Here is a 26,489-nt window from a genome sequence, read left to right on the forward strand (position 1 = left end):
CGCACGGGGCGTTCGCGGTCCCAGAGGGTGAACAGCACAGGTTGGTCGAGCAGCTGGCCGAAGTCGATGTCGTCCTGGTAGCTGATCAGTTCCAGCTCGAGCGAGAAGGGTTGGCTGATGCCTTCCTTGAGCGTGAACGACACGACGTCGAATTGAGCATCGCCCACGAGGGGCTGAAAGCTGTAATGCAGATCGGATTGGCGAGGCATGTGAAATCCCTTTTTCCAATAATTATTCCAATGCCTACCGTGGCGTTAGTGCGTTCATTGTTTATAGAGGTCAATTTGCTAAGTAGTTTCTCGGTGTGGCGCGATGCCGAGCCAGATGTTTGTAGGAAATTCCCTACTGTCTCACCCCGCTGTAAACTAAACGTGTGTTAGTTTGTGCGAGCAGAGCAAATAACCATGTACCGATAGTTGGTTTCATGTCGAGCATTTGGATGTAAGCGAATGTGTGATTTGCAAGTTATTTCTGATCCAGGCTGTTTATGAAAAGAGATGTCGTAAACACCGCAAGTAGCAAGCCCGTGAACAATCGCGCTGCAGCACTTCGCGAGGCTGTAGACGTGACTCAACGACCACGCATCAGTGCAAACGCCAGTGCCTTCAAAGGATCGGATAATAGGTAAACCATCCTCAGAAGGAGGGTCATACCATGCGTAATCATCACTATGCCCTTGGCGCGGCGCTGCTGTTCACCCTGGCGTTGCCCTGGACGTTGGCAGCCGCCGCCGACCCCAATGCGCCCATCGACATGCAGGCCGTGCAGTTGCAACCGCAAGAGCAGAACGGCGTGCGTTACCTGCAAGGCGGTATCGGCCAGGATGAAGCCAATGCCCTGCGCAAGACCAAAGGCTATGACTTGCACGTCGAACTCTCGACTGGTGCGCAAGGCAAGTTCCAAAGCGGTGCCTCTGTTGATATTCAAAGTGCGCAAGGGCAGCCCGTGCTCAGCGTTACCGATGTCGGCCCGCTGCTCTTTGTGCAGCTACCACCGGGTCATTACAAGGTCACCGGCAATGCCGAGGGTGAGACTGTCCAGCAACAGGTGGTAGTGGATGGCAAAGCACCTGCCACGGTGAATTTGCACTGGCGTTGACAGATAAAATGCGGGCAGGGGTACATTTGTACTCCTGCTGAAATGGAGCACACCGCCATGAGCTTGGCGCTTCAGCTGGAGATGTTGGACGAGCAGGGTTTCGTGCTGATCCCCGGTGTGCTCGAACCCCTGCGCATCGCGCTGCTGCGCTGCGCTATCGATGACTTGCAGCCGATTCACTGGGACTACCAGGGGCTGCTTGAACACTACAAATGCGTGTTCAACCGCAACCCGCTGTGGTTGCCGTTTCTTGATCTGCCACCGCTGATCAACCTGGCAGAGGCCGCGCTTGGCGAGGACTGCCACGTGATCGGCCAGACTGCCTGGCGTAGCCACCCCGGTTACCCCGGCATGGCGCTGCACCTTGACCATCTGCCCCTGCAACTGCCGGCCTGGATCAGCGAGCGCGGGGCCTTTACCCAGCCGATGCAGATTCTGACTGCGCAGGTGTACCTCAGCGATATCGATCACAGCATCGGGCCGACCTGGATCGTACCGGGCAGCCATCGTGCCGCTCGCCCGCCGCAGGCCGGCGAAGTGCAATGGCAAGGGCGTGAAGCGCTTCCGGTATTGTGCAAGGCGGGGGATGCTTTGCTGTTTCGCAGTGATGTCTGGCACAGCGGCGGCGCCAACTGCACGCAGGCGCGCGAGCGCGACATGCTGCAAGTGCATTACGGCCGGCGCATGGTGGCGCAGAAGTTTTCACCGTACCTGCATTGGCAGTTCAACCCACGTGTGCTGGAGGAAGCCACGCCCAGGCAGCGGCGGCTGTTAGGGGAGCATGAAGAGGGGGAATACGACTGAACCCGCTCGGGCCACGCGGCAGGGCGTTGGCCGTCAGCATTAGCCGATAGTGGCAAAGCTCTTTCAACTTTCTGATTATCTGGACAATAATCGAAAAATTATTACCTCGTGTGACCGGTCTGGATGCGCCGGCCACCGCACAAGATCGAGGGGCTCAAGCCCCCACTTGCCGTGTAGACCATCAGGAGATGTCATTGATGAAAACCCGTCTCGCTGCTTCGCTGGCCGCTGCAGTGCTGGCCTTCGCCGGGGCCAATCTGGCTCAGGCTGCGCAGATTTCCGGTGCCGTTGGTGCCACCGGCCAAGGCGACATGACCTACCGAATCGGCCTGTCGTTCGATTGGGACAAGAAATGGCTGGAAAGCAGTACCGGCTATGTGACCGGTTACTGGGATGCGGCTTACACCTATTGGGAGGGCGGCGATGCCAGCGGCGCGCACTCGCTGTCGTTCAGCCCGGTGTTCACCTACGAGTTCAGCGGCTTCACCTACACCCCCTACATCGAGGCCGGTATTGGCCTGGCGGCGTTTTCCAAGACGGATGTGGGCAACCAGCGGCTGGGTTCTGCGGTCAACTTCGAGGACCGCATCGGCTTTGGCCTGAAGCTGCCTGGGGCGCAGAAGGTAGGCATCCGTGCCATGCACTACTCGAATGCGGGCATCAAGCAGCCGAACGACGGGATCGAGTCGTACTCGCTGTTCTACAGCAAGGCGTTCTGACTGCGGTGCCGGTGCCTTGTAGGAGCGGCCTTGCGTCGCGAAAGGGCTGCGCAGCGGCCCCGGGTTTTCGGGTGCCAGCAAGAACGTAGGGGGCCGCTCCGCGCCCCTTTCGCGACGCAAGGCCGCTCCTACAATTGCGCGGCGGTCAGAACGTGTAGGAAACCCCGGCCTGCACCGTGCGCGGTGCGCCTGGGTAGGCGTAGCTATTGAACGCCCCTTCGTCATACCCCTTGTTGAAGACGTTCTTCACATCCAGGTTTAGCCTCACGTGTTCATTGACCTTGTAGAAGCTGAGCAGGTCGACCACGCTGTAGCGTTCCATGGTGTAGGTCGTCGCGGCTGTCTGGCCGGCGCGATCATCCACGTACTTGACCCCCACCCCAAGCCCCAGGCCTTTGGCCAGGCCATCCTGGAACTCGTAGGTGTTCAGCAGGCTGAAGCTGTTACGCGGGATGTTGGCCAGGCGGGTGCCGGTCGGCACGGTGGTGTCCTTGGTCACTTCGGCATCGACATAGGCATAGCCACCCATCACACGCCACGCAGGGGTGATATTGCCAGCGATGTTGATGTCCAGGCCGCGGCTGCGCACCTCGCCCGTTGCGATGCTGTAAATACCCAAGGGGTAGTTGGGGTCGCGTGCCAGCACGTTTTCCTTGACGATGTGGTACACCGCCGCATCAATGCTCAGCTGGCGATCGAGCGCTTCCCACTTCACGCCCAGCTCGTAGGATTTGCCCTTCTCGGGATCGAAGCCACCGCTGCCAGCGGGCGTGCCACTGTTAGGCTTGAATGAGCGCGCCGTGTTGGCATAGACCGCCACGGTGTCGGTCAGGTCGTAGATCAGGCCAAAGCGCGGGGTCACGCCATTCTCGCCCTTGCTGAAGTCGCGGGTGTTGACCAGCTTGTCGTCGTAGTCGTGCTCGAAGCGTTCGAAGCGCACGCCGGCCAAGGCCTTGAGGCGCTCGGTCAGGGCCACCTGGTCCTGGATGAAGAACGCCCAGGTCTGCAGGTTTTCCTTGTCCCACGTTGTGGTACGCGTCAGCGCGGGCCTTGGCTGGCCGAGCACCGGGTTGTAGATATCGATCGGATAGGCCGCCGAGGAGCGCTGGATGATCGAGTTGTAGTCGTAGTTCTCGTACTCGATGCCCGTCAGCAGCGTGTGGCTGAAACCACCGGTATCGAAGTGGCCGGTGAGGTTCAGTTGCCAGTCACGGTCGGTCCATTCCAGCTTGCGATAGTTGAAGTTGCGCTGCAGGGTGCGCCCGTCAGCGGGCGCGCCATTGGCTTCAACCGCGTTGCCCTTGAGCGAGCCATCGAGAAACTGGAAACCGCCAGCCAGCGTCCAGTTGTCATTGAGCAGGTGCTCGAAGCGCACCTGGGCCATGTTGTTGTCGTTGTGCAGCAAATTGTCGCTGCCTTTCTCCCAGATGTAGGTGTCGCGCGAGGCGCTGCCGGTCTGGGTGGCATAGCGGGTCAGGCCACGGTCGAGCGGGTGGTTGTTGCGCATGAAGTCGCCTTCGAAGACGATCCGGGTGCTGTCGTTGACCTGCCAGCTGAGCACGGGCGCCACGTCGTAGCGCTCGCTCTGCACATCATCGCGAAAGCTTTCGCCGCCTTCACCGAGCACGTTCAGCCGGTAGGCGAGGGTGCCTTCCTCATTTAGCGCGCCGGTGGCGTCGAGGGTGGCGCGGTGCATGCCCTGGTCGTCGATCTGGCTGCCCAGGGTGACCTTGCGTTCAGCCTGCGGTTGCTTGCTGACCACGTTGAAGGTCCCACCGGGGTCGCCGCGGCCGTACAGGCTGGTGGCCGGGCCGCGGATCACTTCCAGGCGCTCGACGGTGTTGGCGTCGGGGGCATTGGGGTAGCCGCGGTTGATCGGGAAGCCATTGCGGTAGAACTCGCCCGTGGTAAAGCCACGTACCGTGAAGGTGGTCAGGCCCTGGCCACCGAAGTTGTTGGCGCGGCCTACACCGCCGGCGTAGTCCAGGCCATCCTGTAGCCGCGTGGCGCCGGTGTCTTCGAGCACGTCCTTGGGTACCACGCTGACCGACTGCGGGGTCTCGTGCAGGGCGGTGTCGGTGCGCGTGGCGCTAGCCGAACGGCTCGCCTTGTAACCAACGACCGGGCCATCGGCACGTTCACTGTCGGCGGTACCGGTGATGTTCAAGGCCTGGAGTTCAATCTGGGCGGAATCGCTGAGCGAGTCGGGTTCAGCCCAGGCCAGCGGGGAGACAGCATGAAGCACACAAAGCGAAACGAACGTGCGACGCATCGACGGTACGATCCTGGAGTAGGGCGCTAGGGGAAGGGGTACAAAGCGGCGTGAAATTACTACGAATCATTATCAAATGCATTCTTTTTAAATGGAGCGCCCGTGCCAGTTCACCTCTCGCCGCCCCGGCAAGGCCGCTCCTACGCCGCGCAACCTGCAGGTAACGAAAACCCTCAGGCCCCCGCCTTGATCGCCAGCACGTTGCACAACGGATGCTCAAGCACATGCGCCGTGGTGCCGCCCAGGAAGGTCTGCATGGCGTCATGCCGATGGCTGCCCATGACGATCACATCGACCCGGCTATGGCTGATGAACTGGGCAATCGCACGAATCGCCGGCCCCTCCACGAAATGCCTGCGCTCCAATGGCACCTGGTGATGGTCACCCAGGCGGTTGAACGACGCCCGTTGCGCGTTGCGCACACTGCCATCGAACCCAGGCATGGTGACCGTGCCAGCGCCGAAGTCGGCGATATGGGTTTTGGCTGCGTCGCACACATGCAACAGGTGCAACTCGGCGTTGCACTGCAAGGCCAAGGCATGGGCGCTGTGGATCACCTGCTCGTCCAGGTGCTCGCCTGCGCCATGGCTGTTGAGGTCTACTGCGGCGGCGATCTGCCGGGGCAGGGGCAGGCGGATGTCGCTGACCAGGTGCACGGCGACTGGGCTGTCCTTGAGCAACTGCCAGTCCAGGGGGGTTACCAGCAAACGCTTGAGCACCGGTTCGTGCTGCACGTCTTTGACCAGCAAGTCGCAGCCCAGGCGTTCGATGCGCTCGATCACACTGGCCAACGGGTCGCGGGTCAGCAGCAATTCGGTGGACACATCCAGGCCGGCATCGGCCAGTTGCTCGGCTTCATCGGCCAGCCATTGGCGGTTGTCGCTGAGCAGCCGTTCACGTTCCCGGCCGTCGCTCATCAAGCCGAACGTGTCGACATCGTCGACGAATACGTTGATATCGAGTAATGCACCGCTAGACTCGGCCAAGGCCGCCGCACGTTGCAGCGCGGGCGTGTGGCGCATCTGCGGGCCGAGCATGACGAACAAACGTTTGAACTGGCTCATCTCACACCTCCGCGTGTGGAAGCCCCCCGGTTCATGCCTGGTGATCTGGCCCTGTTCAGTTTAGACCCACGAACGCGCTGTCGGGCGCCCCATCGCGAGCGTGAGCGTCGGCAGCCTCCTGCCAGCCGCCACCCAACGCCGCATACAGATTCACCTCCGCCACCAGCTGCGCCAAGCGGTCATTGATCAGCCCCTGCTGGGCACTGAACAACGACCGCTGCGCATCGAGAAACGTCAGGCTGCTGTCCACGCCAATGCGGTAACGGTGCTCGGCCAGGTCGTAGTAGCGCTGGTTCGACGCCACCAAATCGCGCTGGGCCTGCAACTGCCGCTGGTAGGTCGCGCGCGCAGCCAAACCGTCCGCCACTTCCTGGAAGGCGCCCTGGATCGCCTTCTGGTACTGCGCCACCTGAATCTCCTTCTGCAGCCGGGCGTAGTCCAGGCTGGCTCGCAGGCTGCCGGCGGTGAAGATCGGCAGGTTGATCTGCGGCTGGAACAGCCAGGTCCCCGAGCCTGCATCGAACAGCCCGCTGAGCGCGGGGCTGGTGCTGCCGGCATTGGCGGTCAGGCTGATACTGGGGAAAAACGCCGCACGTGCTGCGCCAATGTCGGCATTGGCCGCGCGCAGCTGGTACTCGGCCTGGACAATGTCCGGGCGGCGTTGCAGCAGGTCGGAGGGCAGGCCGGCTTGCAAGCCGGCGATCTGTTCATTGGCCAGGGGCAGGGCGCGGAGGTCGTCAGCCACAGGGGCACCCACCAGTAGCGTCAGTTGGTTGAGGTCCTGGGCCACCTGGCGTTTGTAACGGGCCACGGCCGCGCGCGTGCTGTCGACGCTGGTACGTGCCTGGATCTGGTCCAGAGCCGAAACAGTACCCGCGCGGCGCTGGTTGACGGTCAGGCGCAGGCTGCGCTCGTCCGCTACCAGGGTGTCGTTGGCCAGGGCCAGCAGCTCCTGGTCGGCACGCCAGGTCAGGTACACGCTGGCGACGCTGGCCACCAGGCTCAACTGGGTGCTGCGCCGGGCCTGGTCGCTGGCCAGGTAGGTCAGCAGCGCTTGGTCACTGAGGCTGCGCAGGCGGCCGAACAGGTCGAGCTCGTAGGCGCTCACGCCCAAGGTCGCCGCATAGGTGGAGCTGATCATGCCCTGATCGGTGCCGGTCATGCGCCGCGGCAGGTACTGGCGCTGCCCCTGCCCATTGGCGGAGACCTTGGGCAACAGCTCGGCGCGCTGAATGCGGTACTGGGCGCGGTAGGCCTCGACATTCAGCGCTGCACTGCGCAGGTCGCGGTTATTGGCCAAGGCGTTGTCGATCAATTGGCGCAATACCGGGTCCTGGAACACTTGGCGCCAGTCATCGACGGCCGGGTGCGCCTGCACATCGCCTTGATAGGCAGGCCCTTGTGGGTAGTGCGCGGCCACCGCTGCGCCTGGGCGCTGGTAGTCAGGGGCCAGCGAACAGCCACACAACAGCGCAGCGCACAGGATAAGGCTAGATCGGGGCATCGGTGTGTCTCGCAGAGTCAGGCGCCGGCCATCCATTTGGTCAGGCCATGGCGGCCACTGACCCCCAGCTTGGCGGTGGCGCGCTTGAGGTAAGTTTCGATCGAGCTGTTTTTCACGTTCAGCCGCTGCGCCATTTCCGGCACCGTGCCGCCGGTCAGCAGGCCCAGGCAGACCTCCTGTTCCCGGGTCGACAGCCTCACGGCTTCCTGCACCAGGCGCTCGCCAAACGAATGGCGCAACGAGCCTGCTGGCAAATCGGCCAGCGGCGAGCCGGCATGCCGTGCCCCCCCTTGGCGCAGCAACTGGCCGTGGTGCTCGACCAGCGGCAGCAAGGTGTCAGACAGGCTTTTCAGTTGCGACAGTTCAGCCAGCGAAAAGCCACGCTGGCTGGGCAAGCGATGAAAGCAGATGACCCAGCGCTGCACACCGCTGCAGGACACCAGGTTGCACTGGTGGGCACTCTGGCGAGGCTGCCCTGCGTGTTGTGGGGCTTTGAATTCGATCAGCAGCGGGTCCTTCATCTGCATGATGCTTTGCAGCAGCGGGTGGCGCAGGTTGTTGACGTTGGGCAGTTCAGGGGCAGGGCCGGCACTGCCCAGTACCCTGATGCGGCTGATGCTGGCCTGGCGTGGGTCAAGGGTCCATTCACTGAGGTCGAGCCTGTGGACCGGCACCTGGGCATTGACCAGATGCAACATCTGGTCGGCGAAGCGCTCGGCGCCGGTACTGGCGATCAGTTCGCCCAGTTGCAGATACAACTGCGGGTCGGGGCGGTGTTCGAGGCTGTCGGTCAGCTTCATATCATTGTCTTCCTTGATTCTAAGCTTTGCGGCGGGTGGTCTCGCGGTCGAGTCCTCTGGGGGTAGGTGGGAGTGGCGGTATTCAAGCCCGGCCGGGGTGCTGCGTCTGTAGTGGAAAACGGGGACAGAAAGTGCCACCGATTGCGGATCAGGTGTGCAGGGGCACGGACGCTGTGGGTAGTGGCGAATGAGGGCTTGGCCAGCCAATTGACGCCAGAAGCGTGGCGATCCAGGCCTGTTCCATGCCGATAGTTTCGGGTGTAGGCAATACCGGGTAGATGCTGTAGCAAATCTCCTACATGTTTTTCAGCAGGCTTCTACAGGTCCAGCGTGTGTCCGGGTTTCAGGGGCCATACAGCCTGGGGGCGGGGTGCTTGAATCCGCGGATGATCAATCAGAAGGACCTGCCGACTCATGCCTGCCGCCGAAACCTTTGCCCTGAGCGTTGCCCAGCGCGACATCTGGTTGGACCAGATCAGCCACGGCGACTCGCCGCTGTACAACATCGGCGCCTATGTCGAACTGAACGGCGGGGTGGATGCCGCGCGGCTGCGCCAGGCACTGGCGCACCTGGTTGCCCAGCATGACGGCCTGCGTACGGTGCTGGTGACACAGGGGGGCATGGCGCGGCAGTACTTTGCCCCCACCCTGGAAGTGGAACTGGTGCGGCACGATGTGCGCGATGCAGAGGCGCCGTGGGCGGCCGCCCAGGCCCTGCTGCAAGCCCGGATGCAGACGCCCTATCGCCTGGATGCCAGCCCGCTTTGGGGCACCACACTGATTCGCCTGGGCGAGCAGCGCTACCTGTTTGCCGTACAGGCCCACCACCTGGTCCTCGACGGTTGGGGGGTGGACCAGTGGTTCAAGCAGATCGCCGAATACTACAACCTGCTCGAACAGGGGCTGCCCCTGCCGAGCGGCGCACCGTCCTATCGGGCGTTCATCGAGGACGATGCCCAGTACCAGGGTTCGCCACGGCATGACCGTGACCGCGATTATTGGCTGGCTAGATACCAGCAATTGCCGGACGCCTTGCTGGCGCCGCGCGAGCGTAACGCGGTGCACCTTTCGCCGCCCAGCGCAGTGCTCGAACAGCCATTCGATGTCCGTTTGCTGGCACGTATGCGAGCGCTGGGAAGCACGCTACAGGCCTCGCCATTTCATGTACTGCTGGCCGCCCTGCATGTGTGCAGCGCACGCACCTGGCAGCGTGACGAGTGGGTGGTCGGTTTGCCGGTGCGCAACCGCGGCAACGCGCAGTTCAAGTCGACCCTGGGGCTGTTTACCCAAGTCAGCGCGTTGCGCATGGACTTTGGCCGCGAGCGCACCTTCGCGGCGCTGGTGCAGGGGATACGCGATGCGCTCAAGCAGGACTTCCGCCACCAGCGTTTCGCCCTCAGCGAACTCAACCGCAGCCTCGGTGCATTGCGTGAAGAACGGCCACAGCTGTTCGAACTGATGGTGTCGTTCGAAGAGGATGGCAACGACCTGCGTTTCGGTGACGTGCCTGGCCACACCGTGATGGTTTGCAATGGCCATGAACCCACCCCGTTGAGCATTCACCTGCGCTGCAACAGCCAACGTGATAGCGCTCGCCTGCACCTGGTGCACAACCGCGCCTGGTTCAGTGAACAGGACGCTACGGCGCTGGCCGAGCGCCTTTTGCACGTCCTTGAGCAAGGCCTGGAACAACCGGAGCAAAGTATCGCGTCCTTTGACCTGCTGACCGCCAGCGAGCACGCCCGCCTGCGGCAGTGGAATGCCACGGCGCAACGAGGGCCCGACAATGGCGAGGCGTTGATTCATCGTCGTATCGAGGCCCAGGCCAAGGCCACGCCGCAGGCCTTGGCAGCGTTTCAGGATGGCCAGAGCCTGAGCTACGGCGAGCTCGACCGCCGCGCCGACGCGCTGGCCCAGCACTTGGCGAGCCTGGGTGCCAAGCCTGACCGGCGCGTGGCGGTGGTCGCCCAACGCGGCCTGGACACCCTGGTCGGCCTGTTGGCCGTGCTCAAGGCCGGTGCCGCCTACGTGCCGATCGACCCGGCCCACCCGCAGGAACGCCTGGCCTACCTGCTGGACGACAGCGAGCCAGACGTCGTGTTGACCCAGTCATGGCTGTGTGATCGCCTTCCCGCGCATGGTCTGGCGCAGATCGAGCTGGATCGCTGGGACTGGAATGCGCCGCCCGCCGTCCTGGCCCGGCCTGCGCAGCCGCTGCCCAGCGATCTGGCTTACGTCATCTATACCTCCGGCTCTACAGGGCAGCCTAAAGGCGTGATGGTCGAGCACCACATGCTGGCCAACCTGATCGACTGGCACTGCAGTGCGTTCGAGCTGGGCCCAGGCCGCCATCAGTCGAGCCTGGCCGGCTTCGGCTTCGACGCCATGGCCTGGGAGGTGTGGCCGGCCCTGTGCAGCGGCGCGACCCTGCACCTGGCACCCGTGCGTGACGGTGCCGAGGACATCGATGCCTTGCTCCGCTGGTGGCGCGCCCAGCCGCTGGATGTCAGCTTCCTGCCCACGCCGGTGGCCGAGCATGCCTTCGCCCAAGGTGAGCTACACCCCACCTTGCAGACCCTGCTGATTGGCGGCGACCGCCTGCGGCGCATGGCCCGCGAGCGGCGCTACCGGGTCATCAACAACTACGGCCCCACCGAAGCCACGGTGGTGGCGACCTCGGGCGAGGTGACGGCAGGTGGCCCGCTGCATATCGGCGGGCCGGTGGCCAACACGCAGTTGTACGTGCTCGACGAGCAGCGCCGCCTGTTGCCCATCGGCGCCCCGGGCGAGCTGTATGTGGGCGGCAAGGGGGTTGCCCGGGGTTACCTCAAGCGGCCGCAGATGAGCGCCGAGCGCTTTCTCGACGACCCGTTCAGCACGCTGCCAGGGGCGCGGATGTACCGCACCGGCGACCTCGTGCGCTGGTTGCCCGACGGCACCCTGGAATACCTCGGGCGCAACGACGACCAGGTGAAAATCCGCGGTGTCCGGGTTGAGCTGGCCGAAATCGAGGCCGCCCTGGCCAGCCACGCGGCGGTACGCGAGTGCGTGGTGATGCTGCGCGAAGGCCAACTGCAAGCGTGGTATATCGGCCAGTTGGCGGTAACACCGCGGGCACTGCATGAACACCTGCGCGAACGCCTGCCAGCGGCTTTGCTGCCGGTGGCCTATGTCAACCTGGCGGCCTGGCCGCTGACCGCCAATGGCAAGCTCGACCGCCGCGCCTTGCCGACTGCGGACGAAGCCGCCAAGGTGCGCCGCGAACATGAGGTGCCCATTGGTGAAGTCGAGCAACGCCTGGCCGTGCTTTGGGCTGAATTGCTGCAGGTCGAGCGGGTAGGGCGCCAGGATCACTTTTTCGAGCTGGGCGGCCATTCGCTGCTGGCCGTGCAACTGATCGAGCGCATGCGTCAGCAAGGCCTGCAAGCTGATGTGCAGGTGCTGTTCGGCCAATCGACCCTGGCCAGCCTCGCCGCATCCGTGATGGTCGGGGAAGCCGCTCGCATACCGGCCAACCGGGTAGCGCCGCAGTGCCAGCGCATCACGCCTGACATGCTCACGCTCAGCGTGCTGACGCAAACCGCCATCGACCGCATCGTCACCTCGGTACCGGGCGGTGCTGGCAACGTGCAGGAAATCTATCCGCTGGCTCCCCTGCAACAGGGCCTGCTGTACCACCATGTCACCGATGTACGCGACCCTTACCAGCAGCAGGCGTTGTTCGCCTTTGCCAGCGCCCAGCAGTTGCAGGCCTTCGGCGAGGCGTTGCAGCAGGTGATCGACCGGCACGTCATCCTGCGTACCAGCCTGGCCTGGGAGGGGCTCGAACAGCCCCAGCAGGTGGTCTGGCGCCAGGCGCGCCTGCCGGTCGATAACTGGCTGACGACAGCGCCCGACGGCAACATCGCTGGGCAACTGCGCAGCCACTACGACCCCCAGCATCGGCCCTTGGACCTGCGTCAGGCACCGATGATGGCGCTGGCCTGCACCGAGGATGCCCAGCACGGGCGCTGGCTGGGTTTGCTGCGCTTCCACCACCTGGTCAACGATGCCGTCTCGCTGCAGGTGCTGTTGGGCGAGCTCGAAGCCTTCATGGCCGGGCGTGGCGAACAGCTGCCGGCACCTGTGCCCTATCGCGAGTATGTAGCGCTGAGTGCGGCTGCCGAGCGCCAGGCACGGCACGAGGCGTTCTTCCGCGAGCAACTGGCCGGCATTGAGCCGCCTGCGCCTATTGCCGGGCTCGGCGGCGAGCCGGTGGATGCGTGTGATCTGCACAGCCATAGCCAGGCCGTCGAAGCGCCGCTGGCGGGGTTGTTGCGTACCCAGGCCCGGCATCAGGGGGCGAGCCTCGCCAGCTTGCTGCACCTGGCCTGGGCCCAGGTGCTAGGGACCCTCGGCGGGCGTGATGAAGTCACCCTTGGCACAGTGCTGCTGGGCCGCAGCATGGCGGGCAAAGGCGCTGATCGTGCCTTGGGCATGTTCATCAACAGTTTGCCGTTGCGGGTGCAGCTGGAGCATCGTTCGGTCGAACAGGCGCTGGGCGAGACCCACACGGGCCTGGCCGCATTGCTCGGCCACGAGGACGCACCGCTGATGCTCGCTCAGCGGTGCAGCGGCCTGCCGGCGGGCACCGCGCTGTTCGACAGCCTGATCAACTACCGCCAAGGGGCTGTGCTGCACGGGCAGGTGCTGCCGGGTGTGGAACTGGTCGAGGCCAGTGAAGTCCTGAGCCATGGCCTGGTGTTGACGGTCGACGACCACGCCGACGGGCTGCAGCTTGCCGTGCGTGCGCCGCGAGCGATTGGCGCGCAGCGGGTATTGAACTACTTGCTGACGACCTTGCGCCAGCTGGGCAGCGCCCTTGCCGAACGCCGCAGCGTAAGCCTGACGGCGTTGTGCGCGGTGCCTGAAGACGAGCTACACCGCTTGCTGCATGGCTTCAACGCCACGCAAGACCTGCAAAGCCCGGTCACGCAGACCTTGCCTGCGCTGTTCCAGGCCCAGGTGCGGCGTACGCCCCAGGCCATCGCGCTGCAGACCGATGACAGTTTCCTCGATTACCAGGCCCTCAACGCCCAGGCCAACCGCCTGGCCCACCACCTGATCGGCCTGGGCGTACGCCCCGATGCGCGGGTGGCGGTGTGCGTCGAGCGCGGCGTCGCACTCATGGTGGCGTTGCTCGGCGTGCTCAAGGCGGGCGGTGCCTACGTACCACTGGACCCTGGCTACCCGGCCGAGCGCCTGCGCTTCATGCTTGATGACAGTACCCCGACGGTGGTGCTGGTACACGGCGCTACCCAGGGCCTGTTCGACCAACTGCCAGGCCCTGTGCTCGACCTCGACCGTGGCGACTGGCACGCCTGCCCGACAACTGACCCGCAGGTATTGGGCCTTGGCCCGTCGCAACTGGCCTATGTGATGTACACCTCGGGCTCAACCGGCACCCCGAAGGGGGTGATGATCGAGCACCGTGGCCTGTGCAACCTGATGCACTGGGGTTCGCTAATCTGCCCGCCCCGCCCGGGCGATGCCCTGCTGCAGCGGGCGCCGTTCAGTTTCGACGGTTCGGTCTGGGAGCTGTTCTGGCCGCTGACCGCCGGCCTGCGCCTGGTCCTGGCACGCCCTGACGGGCACCGTGACCCTGCGTACCTGGTGCAACGGGTCCAGGCCAGCCAGGTGACCACGATCAAGTTCGTGCCGGCGTTGCTGCATCAGTTTCTCGAAGAACCTGGCGTCGAGGGTTGCACCAGCCTGACGGACATCTTCTGCGGCGGCGGCGAACTGACACTGGCGTTGCTGCAGCGTGTGCGCGAGCGCCTGCCCAAGGTGCGCCTACACAACGTCTATGGCCCCACGGAAGCCACGGTAGACAGCACCGCATGGACCTTGCAGCCCCATGAGCCGCTGCCGCTGCTGGCGCCGCCGATTGGCCGGCCGATCGCCAATACCCGCCTGTATGTGCTCGATGCGCACGACCGGCCGGTGCCGCTGGGTGCGGTGGGCCAGCTGCACATTGGCGGTGTCGGCGTGGCCCGTGGCTACCTTGGGCTGCCGGCGCTGCAGGCCGAGCGTTTCATCGCCAGCCCATTTGTCGAGGGCGACCGGCTGTATCGCACCGGCGACCTGGTGCGCTACCGCCTGGACGGCGAATTGGACTTCGTCGGCCGCAACGACTTCCAGGTCAAGCTGCGCGGTTTGCGGGTGGAGCTTGGCGAGATCGAAGCGTCGCTGACCGCACACCCGGCAATCGGCCACGCCGTGGTGCTGATGCGCGAAGAGCGCCTGGTGGCCTACTTCACCTGCCGCGAGGGCAGCAGCGCGCCGGCGCTTGAAGTACTGCGCAGTCACCTGTTGGCGCGCATGCCCGAGTACATGGTGCCGCAGGCGTTCGTTGCTTTGGCCCAGTTGCCTTTGAGCAACAACGGCAAGGTCGACCGCCAGGCCCTGCCGGCGCCGGGTGCAGAGTCGGTGATCAGCCGCGCCTACCATGCCCCGCGCGGCGAGCTGGAAACCGCGCTGGCCGAGATCTGGACCGATGTGCTGAAGATCGAGCAAGTCGGGCGGGACGACAACTTCTTCGAGCTGGGTGGCCATTCACTGCTGGCCGTCGGCCTGGTGGCACGCATGCGCCAGGCCGGCCTACATGTGGATGCCCGCACCTTGTTCAGCCAGCCGACCCTGGCGGGGCTTGCGGCCAGCACCCGCCTCGAACAGGTCGAGGTGGTGATACCGCAGACCACCATTCCCAGCCTGGGCAAACGCAGGCGCATCTGAAAGCACCGGGGCCGCATAGCGGCCCCGGTGCTATCCGCAATTGTCCCCGCTTCCCATGTCAGACCGACCGGTCACGATCCTTTAGCGTGTCCACGATCCCTATTTCCAGGCAAAGCAGGATGCTTACCGATGCACTTCAGCGAACTGATGGCTGCTCTTTCCACCCGTGCAATCCGACTCCAGCGTGAAGACCAGGACCTGATCGTCCTCGGCGATGACGACACCTTGGACGATAGCTTGTGGGAGGCGTTGTCACGGCACAAGCCGGCGTTGCTGGAGATGCTCGCCGAACGCGAGGACGACTGGCTGAGCCCAGCCTTTCGCATCACCCCCGACATGTTGCCGCTGGTAGCCCTGGAGCAACAGGCCATCGACCGCATCGTCGCCAGCGTGCCCGGCGGCGCCGCCAACGTTCAGGACATCTACCCGCTGGCGCCGCTGCAGCAGGGCATGCTGTACCACCACCTGTCCGCCAGCGACGGCGACCCGTACCTGTCGCAGGTGCAACTGCGCTTTGCCAGCAAAGCCCACCTCGAAGCCTTCGCCGAGGCACTGCAGTGGGTGATCCAGCGCCATGACATCCTGCGCACCGCGCTGCACTGGGAGTACCTTGACCAACCGGTGCAAGTGGTCTGGCAGCAGGCGACGCTGGTTCGCGAAGCCGTCCCGGTTACCGGTAGCGCGGCGCTGGCCGAGTTGTGCGCGCGCTTCGACCCGCGCCAATACCGCCTCGACCTGCGCCAGGCGCCGCTGATGCAGTTGATGCACGCGCAGGGCGAAGGTGAGACGTGGGTGGCACTGCTGATGTTCCACCATGTGGTCATGGACCATACCGCGCTGGATATCGTGCGCCGGGAAATCCAGGCGCACCTTGCCGGCCAGGCCGAACACTTGGCCGCGCCCATGCCGTTTCGCAACGTGCTGGCCGCCGCCCGCCAGGCACTGGATGAGCAGGCCCATGAAGGGTTCTTCCGCGAGATGCTGGGTGACATTGATGAGCCGACACTGGCCTTCGGCCTGCAAGCCAAAGGCGATGCGCTGCTGGAGCAGGCACGCCTGACTCTGGCCCCGGCGCTCAGCCAGCGCCTGCGCAGCCAGGCCCGGCAACTCGGGGTAAGCCCGGCGAGCGTACTGCACCTGGGCTTCGGCCGGCTGGTGGGGCAACTTTCGGCGCGTCAGCAGGTGGTGTTCGGCAGTGTGCTGCTGGGCCGCATGACTACCGGCGATGGTAGCGAGCAGGCGCTGGGCATGTTCATCAACAGCCTGCCGCTGCGTATTGACCTTGGCGCAACCGGCGTGCGTGATGCGTTGCTGGCCACCCACCGACGGCTCAGCGCCTTGCTTGGCCACGAACAGGCGTCCCTGGCCCTGGCCCAGCGCTGCAGCGGCGTGGCGGCACCGGCGCCGCTGTTCAACACCCTGCTCAATTACCGCCACAGCGATGCGGGCGATGCTGCCGAGGTCATCCCGGTGGCCGACGGCATCGATATCGTCGGCGCCGAGGAACGTACCGATTACCCGTTGACCGTCAGCGTCGATGATTTGGGCGACGATCTGCGCCTGACCGTACAGAGCCTGCCCGAATGGGGCGCGGCGCGCTTGTGCGCGCAATTCGAGCAGGTCCTGGCCAGCCTGGTCGAGGCGTTGGAACATGCGCCCACTGCACCCATGCAAGGGCTGCAGGCACTGCCCCTGGCAGAGCGCGAACAGTTGCTGCAACAGTTCAACCACACGGCTCAGGTGTACCCACAGGGGCAGACCGTCCATGCTTTGGTCGAGGCCCGCGCGGCCCGCGCACCGGCTGCAGTGGCGCTGCGGCAGGGTGACCAGGCTTTGAGTTACCACGCACTCAACTGCCACGCCAACCAGCTTGCGCATCAGCTGATCGCGCGTGGTGTCAAGATGGGCGACCGTGTTGCCCTATGCCTGCCGCGCAACAGCGGGCGCGTGGTCGCGTTGCTGGGCGTGCTCAAGGCGGGCGCGGCCTATGTACCGGTAGACCCCGCCTACCCGGCAGAGCGCATTGCCTATCTGCTGGCCGACAGCGAACCGGCACTGGTGGTGAGCGAGGCTGCTATTACCGGGTTGCCGGCCGGGGTGCCGCGCCTCGACCTGGATCTTGCACAAAGCATCGCCGTGCACGACAGCAACCCTCAGTTGCCTGAGTTGCACGCGCAGCACCTGGCGTATCTGGTCTACACCTCCGGCTCCACCGGCCAGCCGAAGGGTGTGATGATCGAGCATCACACCCTCGCCAACCTGGTGCACTGGCACTGCCAGGCCTTCGCGCTGGACGCCACTGCACACGCGTCCAGCGTGGCCGGTTTCGGCTTCGACGCCATGGTCTGGGAAGTCTGGCCCGCCCTGTGCGCCGGAGCCACGTTGCACCTGCCGCCTGCGCACATCGCCAACGAGCATGTCGATGAACTGCTCGACTGGTGGCTGGCGCAGCCGTTGACGGTCAGTTTCCTGCCTACACCGGTGGCCGAGCAGGCCCTGCGCCGCGAACGTCAGCACCCGACACTGCGCACCTTGCTGGTAGGCGGCGACCGCCTGCGCCAGTTCGAGCGTGACCCAGGGTTTGCCTTGGTCAACAACTACGGGCCGACCGAAACCACCGTCGTCGCTACCTCCGGGCAGGTGGTGCCTGGCGGGCCTCTGCACATCGGCCGGCCGATCGCCAATACCCGCGTCTATGTGCTGGACGAAGGCCTGCAGCCGGTACCGGTCGGCGTCACCGGTGAGCTGTTCATCGGCGGGGCGCAAGTGGCGCGTGGCTACTTCAACCGCCCAGCGTTGACCGAGCAGGCGTTTCTCGTCGACCCGTTCAGCGCGCAGCCCAACGCACGGATGTACCGCAGCGGTGACCGGGTGCGCTGGAATGCCGATGGCACCCTCGATTACCTTGGCCGCAACGACGACCAGGTGAAGATTCGCGGCGTGCGGGTAGAGCTGGGCGAAATCGAAGCCACCCTCGCAGCGCAGCCCGGCATCGACGCGGCCGTGGTGCTGGTGCGGGGCGAGCGTCTGCTGGCCTGGTTCACCGAGACCGCCCCGGTGGATGTCGAAGCCTTGCGCCAGGCCTTGCAGGCCCGCTTGCCGGCGCACATGGTACCGCTGGCGTTGCTGCGCCTGGCTGAGCTGCCGCTGACCAGCCACGGCAAGCTGGACCGCCGCGCACTGCCCGACCCGGCTACCTCGCAGTTGTTCGGCCAGGCATTCGAGGCGCCTGAAGGTGAGACCGAAGCCACGATGGCGGCCATCTGGGCCGACGTGCTGGGCGTGGAACGGGTAGGGCGGCACGACAACTTCTTCGAACTGGGCGGCCACTCGCTGCTGGCGGTGACGCTGGTCGAGCGCCTGCGCAAGGCTGGCCTGCTGATCGATGTGCGGGTGCTGTTCGCCCAGCCGACCCTGGCCGCGCTGGCCAGCGCAGCGGCTATCGGCCGCGAAGTGACAGTGCCCGCCAACCGGGTGCCGCTGCACGCTGAACGGATTACCCCGCAGATGTTGAGCCTGGTCACCCTGGAGCAGGCGACCCTCGACGACATCGTCGCCAGCGTGCCGGGTGGCGCTGCCAACGTGCAGGAAATCTACCCGCTGGCCCCCCTGCAGGAGGGCATTCTCTACCATCACCTGAGCGCCGAGCAGGGCGACCCCTACCTGCTGCAGACCCGCCTGGCCTTCGACAGTGTCGAGCGCCTGCTGGCCTGGGCCGGTGCCCTGCAACAGGTTATCGACCGCCATGACATCCTGCGCACCGCAGTGCTCTGGCAAGGGCTGGCGCAGCCGCTGCAGGTGGTCTGGCGCAAGGCCGAGCTGGTGGTCAGTGAAATCGATGACCTGGCTGATGAGGATGGCAGTCCTCGGATCGAGCAGTTGCATGCGCGTTTCGATGCACGGCACCACCGGCTGGACCTGACCCAGGCGCCGCTGACCCGCCTGTACTACAGCCTGGACCCCGCCAACCACCAGGTGGTGGCGATTCTGCTGTTCCACCACCTCACCCTCGACCACACGGCCATGGACGTGGTCGCCCGCGAAATGCGCGCATTGCTGTTTGGCCAGGGGCACACGCTGCCGGCCGCGGTGCCGTACCGCAACTATGTGGCCCAGGCCCGCCTGGGTGATCAGGCCGGCCACGAGGCGTTCTTCCGCGAGATGCTGGCCGATGTCGATGAGCCGACCTTGCCGCTGGGCTTCGCCGACGTGCAGGGCGATGGCCGGGGTATCGAAACGGCCTTCCAGGCCCTGGACGGCGAGGTTGCCCTCGGTTTGCGCGCCCAGGCCCGGCAACTGGGTGTCAGCGCCGCGAGCCTGATGCACCTGGCCTGGGCGCGGGTGCTGGGGGTGCTTGCTAACCGCCATGACGTGGTCTTCGGTACCGTGCTGATGGGCCGCTTGCAAGGGGGTGAGGGCGCCGATCGGGCGCTGGGCATGTTCATCAACACCCTGCCGCTGCGGGTGGACACCACGCTGGCCGTGCGTGCCGCCGTGCGCGCCACCCACCGTAGCCTGTCGGCCTTGCTCGGCCATGAGCACGCGCCGTTGGCCCTGGCCCAGCGCTGCAGTGGCGTGGCGGCCGCTGCGCCGCTGTTTAGCGCCTTGCTCAACTATCGGCACAGCGCCGACGATGCAACGCGTGACGGCGAGGGCATCTGGGAGGGCGTGCGCCTGCTCGGGGGCGAGGAGCGCAGCAACTACCCGCTGACCCTCAGTGTCAACGACCTGGGTGATGGCTTCACGTTCAGTGTGCTGGCCATCGAGGGCATTGGTGCGGCGCGGGTTGCCACGTGGATGGCCAATGCCGTCACCCAGCTGCTGCAAGCACTGGAGCAGGGGCAGGAGGCGCCGGTCGACAGCCTATCGATCTTGAACGATGAAGCTCGCCAGCAACTGCTGGGCAGCTTCAATGCCACCGCGCAGCACTATCCGCAAGGGCTGACGGTGCATGCTCTGGTCGAGGCCCGGGCAGCCGCGACCCCGGATGCCACGGCAGTCAGTCAGCCGGGCATGGCGCTCAGCTATGGTGACCTGAACCTTCGGGCCAACCGCCTGGCGCACCAGCTGATCGCACGCGGCGTGCGCTGCGGTGACCGGGTGGCGTTGTGCCTGGGCCGTAGCGCCGAGCGGGTGATCGGCCTGCTGGCCGTGCTCAAGGCCGGGGCCGCCTATGTACCGGTGGACCCAAGCTATCCCGCCGAACGCATCGCCTACCTGTTGGCCGACAGCGCGCCCGCCCTGCTGTTGAGCGAAGCGGCCATCGACGGCTTGCCTGCTGGCATACCGCGCCTGAACCTCGACCAGGCCGCCAGCGATGACGCCCTCGACAGCAACCCGCACGTGCCCGGGTTGGATGCTCACCAGTTGGCCTACCTGGTCTACACCTCTGGCTCCACCGGCCAGCCCAAAGGGGTGATGATCGAACACCATACCCTGGCCAACCTGGTGCACTGGCACTGCCAGGCCTTTGCGCTGGAGACCGGCACACGTACTTCAAGCGTCGCGGGCTTCGGTTTCGACGCAATGGCCTGGGAGCTCTGGCCGGCATTGTGTGCCGGTGCCACGCTGCACCTGCCACCTGCGCACATCGGCAATGAACATGTCGAAGCGCTGCTTGACTGGTGGCTCGAACAGCCACTGACCGTCAGCTTCCTGCCCACGCCCGTGGCCGAGCTGGCGCTGCGCCGCGTACGCCAGCACCCGACCTTGCGCACCTTGCTGATAGGTGGCGACCGCCTGCGTCAGTTCGAGCGTGACCCAGGCTTTGCCCTGGTCAACAACTACGGGCCGACCGAGACCACGGTGGTCGCCACCTCTGGGCAGGTGCAGCCCGGCGCTGCGTTGCACATCGGCAAGCCCATCGCCAATACCCGCGTCTACGTGCTCGACGCGCATCGCCAAGCGGTGCCGGTGGGCGTTGTGGGCGAGCTGTACATCGGCGGTGCGCAGGTGGCGCGGGGGTACTTCAATCGCCCTGAACTGACCGAGCAGCGCTTTTTCGCCGACCCGTTCAGCCGCAAGCCTGGCGCGCGCATGTACCGCAGCGGCGACCTGGTGCGCTGGAACGCCGATGGCACCCTCGATTACCTCGGCCGCAACGACGACCAAGTGAAGATTCGCGGCATGCGCGTGGAGTTGGGTGAAATCGAAGCCGCCCTGGCCGCGCAGACGGGTATTGCCGATGCCGTGGTGCTGGTGCGGGGTGAGCGCTTGCTGGCCTGGTTCACCGAGTCCGCATCGGTGGTGATCGACGCTGTGCGTCAAGCGCTGCAGGCCAGCTTGCCAGGGCACATGCTGCCGCAAGCGTTTATCCGTGTGGAGGAGTGGCCGCTGACCAGCCACGGCAAGCTGGACCGCCGTGCCCTGCCCGAACCGGATACCGCCGATTGGGTCAGCCGGGGTTACGAGGCGCCCGTCGGCGAGACCGAAGCGGCCATGGCCAGCGTCTGGGCCGAGGTGCTGGGCGTGGAGCGGGTAGGGCGGCATGACAATTTCTTCGAACTGGGCGGCCACTCGTTGCTGGCAGTGGCCCTGATCGAACGCCTGCGCCAACAAGGCCTGCCGACCGACGTGCGGGTGCTGTTCGGCCAACCGACCGTGGCCGCACTGGCGGCCGCACTGGGCAATGGCCGCCAGGTAAGCGTGCCGGACTACTGCATTGCAGAGGGCTGCACCCACATCACCCCGGCCATGCTGCCGTTGCTGGCCCTGGACGCCGCCGCCATCGAGCGCATTGTCGCCACGGTGCCGGGTGGCGCCGCCAACGTGCAGGACATCTACCCGCTGGCACCGCTGCAAGAAGGCATTCTCTACCATCACCTGAGCGCCGCCGACCAAGACCCGTACCTGCTGCAATGGCGCGTGGCATTCGACAGCCAGGCCCGCCTGCACGCGTTCGCCGCTGCCCTGGACCAGGTCATCGCCCGCCACGATATCCTGCGCACCGCCGTGCTGTGGGACGGCCTGGCGCAGCCAGCCCAGGTGGTCTGGCGCAGCGTGCCAGGGTCGGTGCTGGTTGAGCGCACCGAACAGGCTGGCCGAATTGACCTCAGCCAGGCCCCATTGATGCGCCTGCTGGCGAACCCGCAGCCGGGCGCCGAACGCATCGAGGCCACCCTGCAATTCCACCACATCGCCCTTGACCATACGGCCATGAAAGTGGTGCTTGCGGAGATCCGCGATCACCTGCGCGGGCAACAGCCCGGCCAGCCGGCCGTGCCCTACCGCAACTATGTGGCCCAGGCCCGGCTGGCCATCAGCGAGGCCGAACACGAAGCGTTCTTCCGCGCCGAACTGGCCGACATCGACGCGCCGACCTTGCCCTATGGCCTGCTCGACCTGCAGGGCCAGGCCAGTGCCTTCGAACTGGCCACCGTGCAGCTGCACAGCGAGCAATACCGGCGCCTGCGCCGCCAGGCGCAGCAGCTGGGCGTAAGCGCCGCCAGCGTGCTACACCTGGCCTGGGCGCGGCTGGTGGCCGCCACCAGTGGCCAGGACCGCGTGGTATTCGGCACCGTGCTGCTCGGCCGCCTGCAAGGCGGTGCGGGGGCCGACCGCGGCCTGGGCATGTTCATCAATACCCTGCCGCTGCGCCTGGACCTGCAGGGGCTGGGTGTGCAAGCCGGTGTGCGCCTGGCCCACCAGCGCCTGAGTGCGCTGCTGGTGCACGAGCATGCCTCGCTGGCCCTGGCCCAGCGCTGCAGCGGTGTGGCCGCGCCGACACCTTTGTTCAGTGCCATGCTCAACTACCGCCACGGCGCCAGCCAGCCCGAACAGCAAGCGCAGCGCGAAGCCCTGGAAGGCATCGAGGCCCTGCCCAGCGGCGGGCACGGCAACTACCCGCTGAGTGTCAACGTCGACGACCTGGGCGACGGCCTGCGCCTGACCGCCCAGGTCAGCGCCCAGGTGGGCGCGCAGCGCGTCTGCGAGCAACTGTTGCAGGTGCTGGTCGGCTTGCTGGATGCCCTTGAGCATGCGCCCCAGATGCTAGTGCAGCAGCTGCCAGTATTGACACCGAATGAACGCCAGCAACTGCTGGCCAACGCCACGCAGCGGCCCGACGCTGCGGAGCAACCGTTGCACGCGCTGTTCGAGGCGCAGGTGAGGCGCACGCCGAATGCCATTGCCCTGGCCGCCGAGGAGGGCGAACTGAGCTATCGCCAGCTCGACGAGCAGGCCAATCGCCTGGCCCATCACCTGATCGGCCTGGGGGTAAAACCCGATGACCGTGTGGCGATCTGCGTCGAGCGTGGTTTGTCGATGGTGGTCGGCTTACTGGCCATCCTCAAGGCGGGCGGTGCCTATGTGCCGGTCGACCCGGGTTACCCGGCCGAACGCATTCGCCACATGCTGGTGGACAGTGCGCCGCTGGCGGTGCTGGTGCACAGCGCCACCCGCGAGGCCGCGCACGGCGCCCAAGCGCCCCTGGTCGACCTCGACCAGCCTTGCTGGCACGCCCAGCCGATCAGCAACCCACGCGTGCCTGCGCTGAACGCTCGGCATCTGGCTTATGTGATCTACACCTCCGGCTCCACGGGCCTGCCCAAAGGGGTCATGGTCGAGCACCGCAACGTGGTCAACCTGGTGCGCTGGAGCCAGCGCCTTTGCCAGCCGGCGGGTGACGGCGCGGTGCTGCACAAAACCCCGGTCAGCTTCGATGCCTCGGTGTGGGAGCTGTTCTGGCCACTGTGCAGCGGCCTGCGCCTGGTGCTGGCACGCCCGGACGGCCAGCGCGACCCGCAGTACCTCGCGCAACTGATCGAAGCGCAGCAGGTCAGCGTGGTGCAATTTGTGCCGGCGTTGCTGCAGCAGTTCCTTGAAACCCCCGCCAGCAGCCGCTGTACCCGCCTCAGCGATATCGTCTGCGGTGGCGGCGAGTTGACCGAAGCCCTGGCCGCCCTGGTGCGTCAGCGCCTGCCGGGTGTGCGCCTGCATAACGTCTATGGCCCAACCGAGACCACCGTCGATTGCAGCGCCTGGACGCTGGAACCGGGCGCCGAGCTGCCGCAAGGGGCATTGCCGATTGGCGTCGCCATCGACAATACCCGCCTGTATGTACTCGACCCCTACGACCAACCGGTGCCCTGGGGCGTGGTCGGCCACCTGCACATCGGTGGCGCCGGCGTGGCCCGTGGTTACCTGGGCTTGCCAGCGCAACAGGCCGAGCGTTTCATTGCCAGCCCCTTCGTCGACGGCGAGCGCCTGTACCGCAGCGGTGACTTGGTGCGCCAGTGCCAGGACGGTAACCTGGTCTTCCTAGGCCGCAACGATCACCAGGTGAAGATTCGCGGCCTGCGCATCGAACCGGGTGAGATCGAAGCCTGCCTGGTGCGTATTCCCGGCGTACGCGAGGCAGTGGTGATGGCCTTCGATGCCCCGGTCAGTGGCGCGCGCCTGGTGGCCTACCTCACCGGTGAGCCGCAGGCGGCAGACGGCCTGCGCAAAGCGTTGCTGATGCATCTACCGGAATACATGCTGCCGGCGCAGTACATCCACCTCGACCACCTGCCTTTGACGCCGAATGGCAAACTCGACCGCAACGCGCTGCCTGCCCCGGACGGTGCATTGCATGAGCGCCTGTACGAGGCCCCGCTCGGTGAAACCGAAACCCTGCTGGCTCGATTGTGGGCCGAACTGCTCGGCGTGCAGCAGGTAGGCCGGCACGACAACTTCTTCGAACTCGGTGGCCATTCGCTGCTGGCGGTCAGCCTGACTGCACGGCTGCGGCTGGAGGGCCTGCAAGTCGATGTGCGCACCCTGTTCGGTCAACCAACGGTTGCGGCCTTGGCCGCGACACTGGGGCGTAATCAGCAAGTAGTGGTGCCTGCAAACCGTATCCCTGCCGACTGCCCGCGTATCACCCCAGACCTGCTCAGCCTGATCGAACTCGACCAAGCGGCGCTCGACCGCATCGTTGCGAGCGTGCCGGGCGGTGCCGCCAATGTGCAGGATATCTACCCCCTGGCGCCCCTGCAGGAAGGCATTCTCTACCATCACCTGAGCGCCGAGCACGATCCTTACGTGCTGTATTCACGGCTGCGCTTTGCCAGCCTGGAGCGCTTGCAAGCCTTCGCCAGCGCGCTGGACCAGGTCATCGCCCGCCATGATGTGCTGCGTACCGCCGTGCTCTGGGATGGCCTGCCACAAGCCGTGCAGGTGGTCTGGCGTCATGCGCCGCTGCAGCTGTTGCACCTCGATGCAGGCGCGAGCGGCCTGGACCTGAGCCAGGCGCCGCTGATCCGTCTGCTGCACCGTCAAGTGCCTGGCACCGAGCAGATCGAAGCCACCTTGCAGTTCCACCACATCGTCCTCGACCACACGGCCCTGGAGGTGGTCGGCGAAGAGCTGATCGGCTTCCTGCACGGCACGCCGCCGGTGGCCACCCCGGTGCCGTATCGCAACTATGTGGCCCAGGCGCGCCTGGGCATCAGCCCGGCAGAGCATGAGCGGTTCTTCCGCGAACAACTTGCCGATATCGATGAGCCGACCTTGCCGTTCGACCTCAGCGATGTGCAAGGCGATGGCCGCGACATGCACGAGGCCAAGCTGGCGCTGTCGGCCGAGCTGGCCGCAGGGCTGCGACGCCAGGCGCGGCAGCTTGGCATCAGTGTCGCCAGCCTGTTCCACCTGGCATGGGCACGCCTGCTGGCGGCTGCCAGTGGCAAGGACTGCGTGGTGTTCGGTACCGTGCTGCTTGGCCGTTTACAAGGTGGCGAAGGCGCCGAGCGGGCGCTGGGCATGTTCATCAATACCCTGCCGCTGCGCGTCGACCTTAACGAGGTGAGCGTGCGCGAGGGCGCGCAGGCCGTGCACCAGCGCCTCAGCGCACTGCTGGCCCACGAGCACGCGTCCTTGGCGTTGGCCCAGCGTTGCAGCGGTGTGGCTGCGCCATTGCCACTGTTCAGCGCCATGCTCAACTACCGCCATGGCGCTGAAACCAGCGCCGAGCAGCGTCAGGCATGGCAAGGCATCGAGGTGTTGGAAGGCCAGGAGCGTACCAACTACCCGCTGAGCCTGAACGTGGATGACCTGGGTGAAGGCTTCCGCCTGGTTGCCACGACCCTGGCAGAAGTGGGCGCGGCACGTATTTGCGGGCAGATGAACCAGGTGCTGGAGGCCATGGCCGAGGCCCTGGAGCAGACGCCGGAGTTGGCATTGCAGCGCTTGCCGGTGCTGGCGCCAGAGGAACGCCAGCGGGTGTTGGTGGGCTTCAATGACACCGCGGTGGCTTACGACCTTGAGCAGACCTTGCACGGGCTGATCGAGGCGCAGGTGGTGCGCACACCGGATGCGGTTGCAGTGCGGGCCGAGGAAGGTTCGCTCAGTTATCGCGAGTTGAATGAACAGGCCAACCGCCTGGCACATCACCTGATCGCGTTGGGCGTGAAGCCTGATGATCGGGTGGCGATCTGCGTCGAACGTGGGCTGTCGATGGTGGTTGGCCTGTTGGCC

At 65.6% G+C, this 26,489-nt stretch carries 9 protein-coding genes and 1 pseudogene; 5 read left to right on the forward strand and 5 right to left on the reverse strand.

Annotated elements, in window-relative coordinates:
* Positions 1–209 (reverse strand): annotated as a pseudogene (locus tag HU766_RS25390) (type VI secretion system tip protein VgrG); the annotation flags it as partial.
* Between the two features lie 445 nt (positions 210–654).
* On the opposite strand from HU766_RS25390, the gene HU766_RS25395 reads away from it, so the two are divergent.
* From HU766_RS25395 to HU766_RS25405, 3 genes are all read left to right on the forward strand, one after another.
* A complete protein-coding gene (locus tag HU766_RS25395; RefSeq protein ID WP_186661617.1) occupies positions 655–1,098 on the forward strand; it encodes a carboxypeptidase regulatory-like domain-containing protein in 444 nt (147 codons plus the stop codon).
* A 57-nt stretch (positions 1,099–1,155) separates the two neighbouring features.
* Positions 1,156–1,902 carry a phytanoyl-CoA dioxygenase family protein gene (locus HU766_RS25400; protein WP_047583319.1) on the forward strand — a complete coding sequence of 249 codons (747 nt, stop codon included), beginning with the start codon at positions 1,156–1,158 and terminating at the stop codon, positions 1,900–1,902.
* Between the two features lie 197 nt (positions 1,903–2,099).
* Positions 2,100–2,621, forward strand: a complete 522-nt coding sequence (locus HU766_RS25405) for an acyloxyacyl hydrolase (protein ID WP_033697688.1) — start codon at positions 2,100–2,102, stop codon at positions 2,619–2,621.
* Positions 2,622–2,766: 145 nt separating this feature from the next.
* Here the strand turns inward: HU766_RS25405 and HU766_RS25410 are convergent, their stop codons facing one another.
* From HU766_RS25410 to HU766_RS25425, 4 genes are all read right to left on the reverse strand, one after another.
* Complete coding sequence (locus HU766_RS25410; protein WP_186661619.1) at positions 2,767–4,893, reverse strand: TonB-dependent siderophore receptor; 2,127 nt, start codon at positions 4,891–4,893, stop codon at positions 2,767–2,769.
* 173 nt (positions 4,894–5,066) lie between these two features.
* Positions 5,067–5,957 (reverse strand): universal stress protein, encoded by an 891-nt coding sequence (locus tag HU766_RS25415; RefSeq protein ID WP_186661621.1) that lies wholly within the window; start codon positions 5,955–5,957, stop codon positions 5,067–5,069.
* 55 nt (positions 5,958–6,012) lie between these two features.
* Entirely contained in the window at positions 6,013–7,461 is a 1,449-nt protein-coding gene (locus tag HU766_RS25420; RefSeq protein WP_186661623.1) for an efflux transporter outer membrane subunit, read from the reverse strand.
* A 17-nt stretch (positions 7,462–7,478) separates the two neighbouring features.
* Positions 7,479–8,261: a helix-turn-helix transcriptional regulator gene (locus HU766_RS25425; RefSeq protein WP_186661625.1), complete on the reverse strand. Its 783-nt coding sequence runs from the start codon at positions 8,259–8,261 to the stop codon at positions 7,479–7,481.
* Positions 8,262–8,675: 414 nt separating this feature from the next.
* On the opposite strand from HU766_RS25425, the gene HU766_RS25430 reads away from it, so the two are divergent.
* Both HU766_RS25430 and HU766_RS25435 read left to right on the forward strand, forming a co-directional pair.
* Entirely contained in the window at positions 8,676–15,035 is a 6,360-nt protein-coding gene (locus tag HU766_RS25430; protein ID WP_186661627.1) for a non-ribosomal peptide synthetase, read from the forward strand.
* A gap of 129 nt (positions 15,036–15,164) precedes the next feature.
* Positions 15,165–26,489: non-ribosomal peptide synthetase (locus tag HU766_RS25435; RefSeq protein WP_186661630.1), on the forward strand; the 11,325-nt coding region annotated here is incomplete at its 3' end.

It is taken from the genome of Pseudomonas sp. SWRI77 (genome assembly GCF_014269105.1).
In the GTDB taxonomy this organism is placed as follows: Bacteria; Pseudomonadota; Gammaproteobacteria; order Pseudomonadales; family Pseudomonadaceae; genus Aquipseudomonas; species Aquipseudomonas capeferrum.

What these genes read in the sequence shown, in the direction of transcription:
- HU766_RS25395 (WP_186661617.1), top strand. Translation starts at nt 655, where the DNA reads ATGCGTAATCATCACTATGCCCTTGGCGCGGCGCTGCTGTTCACCCTG.
- HU766_RS25400 (WP_047583319.1), top strand. Translation starts at nt 1,156, where the DNA reads ATGAGCTTGGCGCTTCAGCTGGAGATGTTGGACGAGCAGGGTTTCGTG.
- HU766_RS25405 (WP_033697688.1), top strand. Translation starts at nt 2,100, where the DNA reads ATGAAAACCCGTCTCGCTGCTTCGCTGGCCGCTGCAGTGCTGGCCTTC.
- HU766_RS25410 (WP_186661619.1), bottom strand. Translation starts at nt 4,893, where the DNA reads ATGCGTCGCACGTTCGTTTCGCTTTGTGTGCTTCATGCTGTCTCCCCG.
- HU766_RS25415 (WP_186661621.1), bottom strand. Translation starts at nt 5,957, where the DNA reads ATGAGCCAGTTCAAACGTTTGTTCGTCATGCTCGGCCCGCAGATGCGC.
- HU766_RS25420 (WP_186661623.1), bottom strand. Translation starts at nt 7,461, where the DNA reads ATGCCCCGATCTAGCCTTATCCTGTGCGCTGCGCTGTTGTGTGGCTGT.
- HU766_RS25425 (WP_186661625.1), bottom strand. Translation starts at nt 8,261, where the DNA reads ATGAAGCTGACCGACAGCCTCGAACACCGCCCCGACCCGCAGTTGTAT.
- HU766_RS25430 (WP_186661627.1), top strand. Translation starts at nt 8,676, where the DNA reads ATGCCTGCCGCCGAAACCTTTGCCCTGAGCGTTGCCCAGCGCGACATC.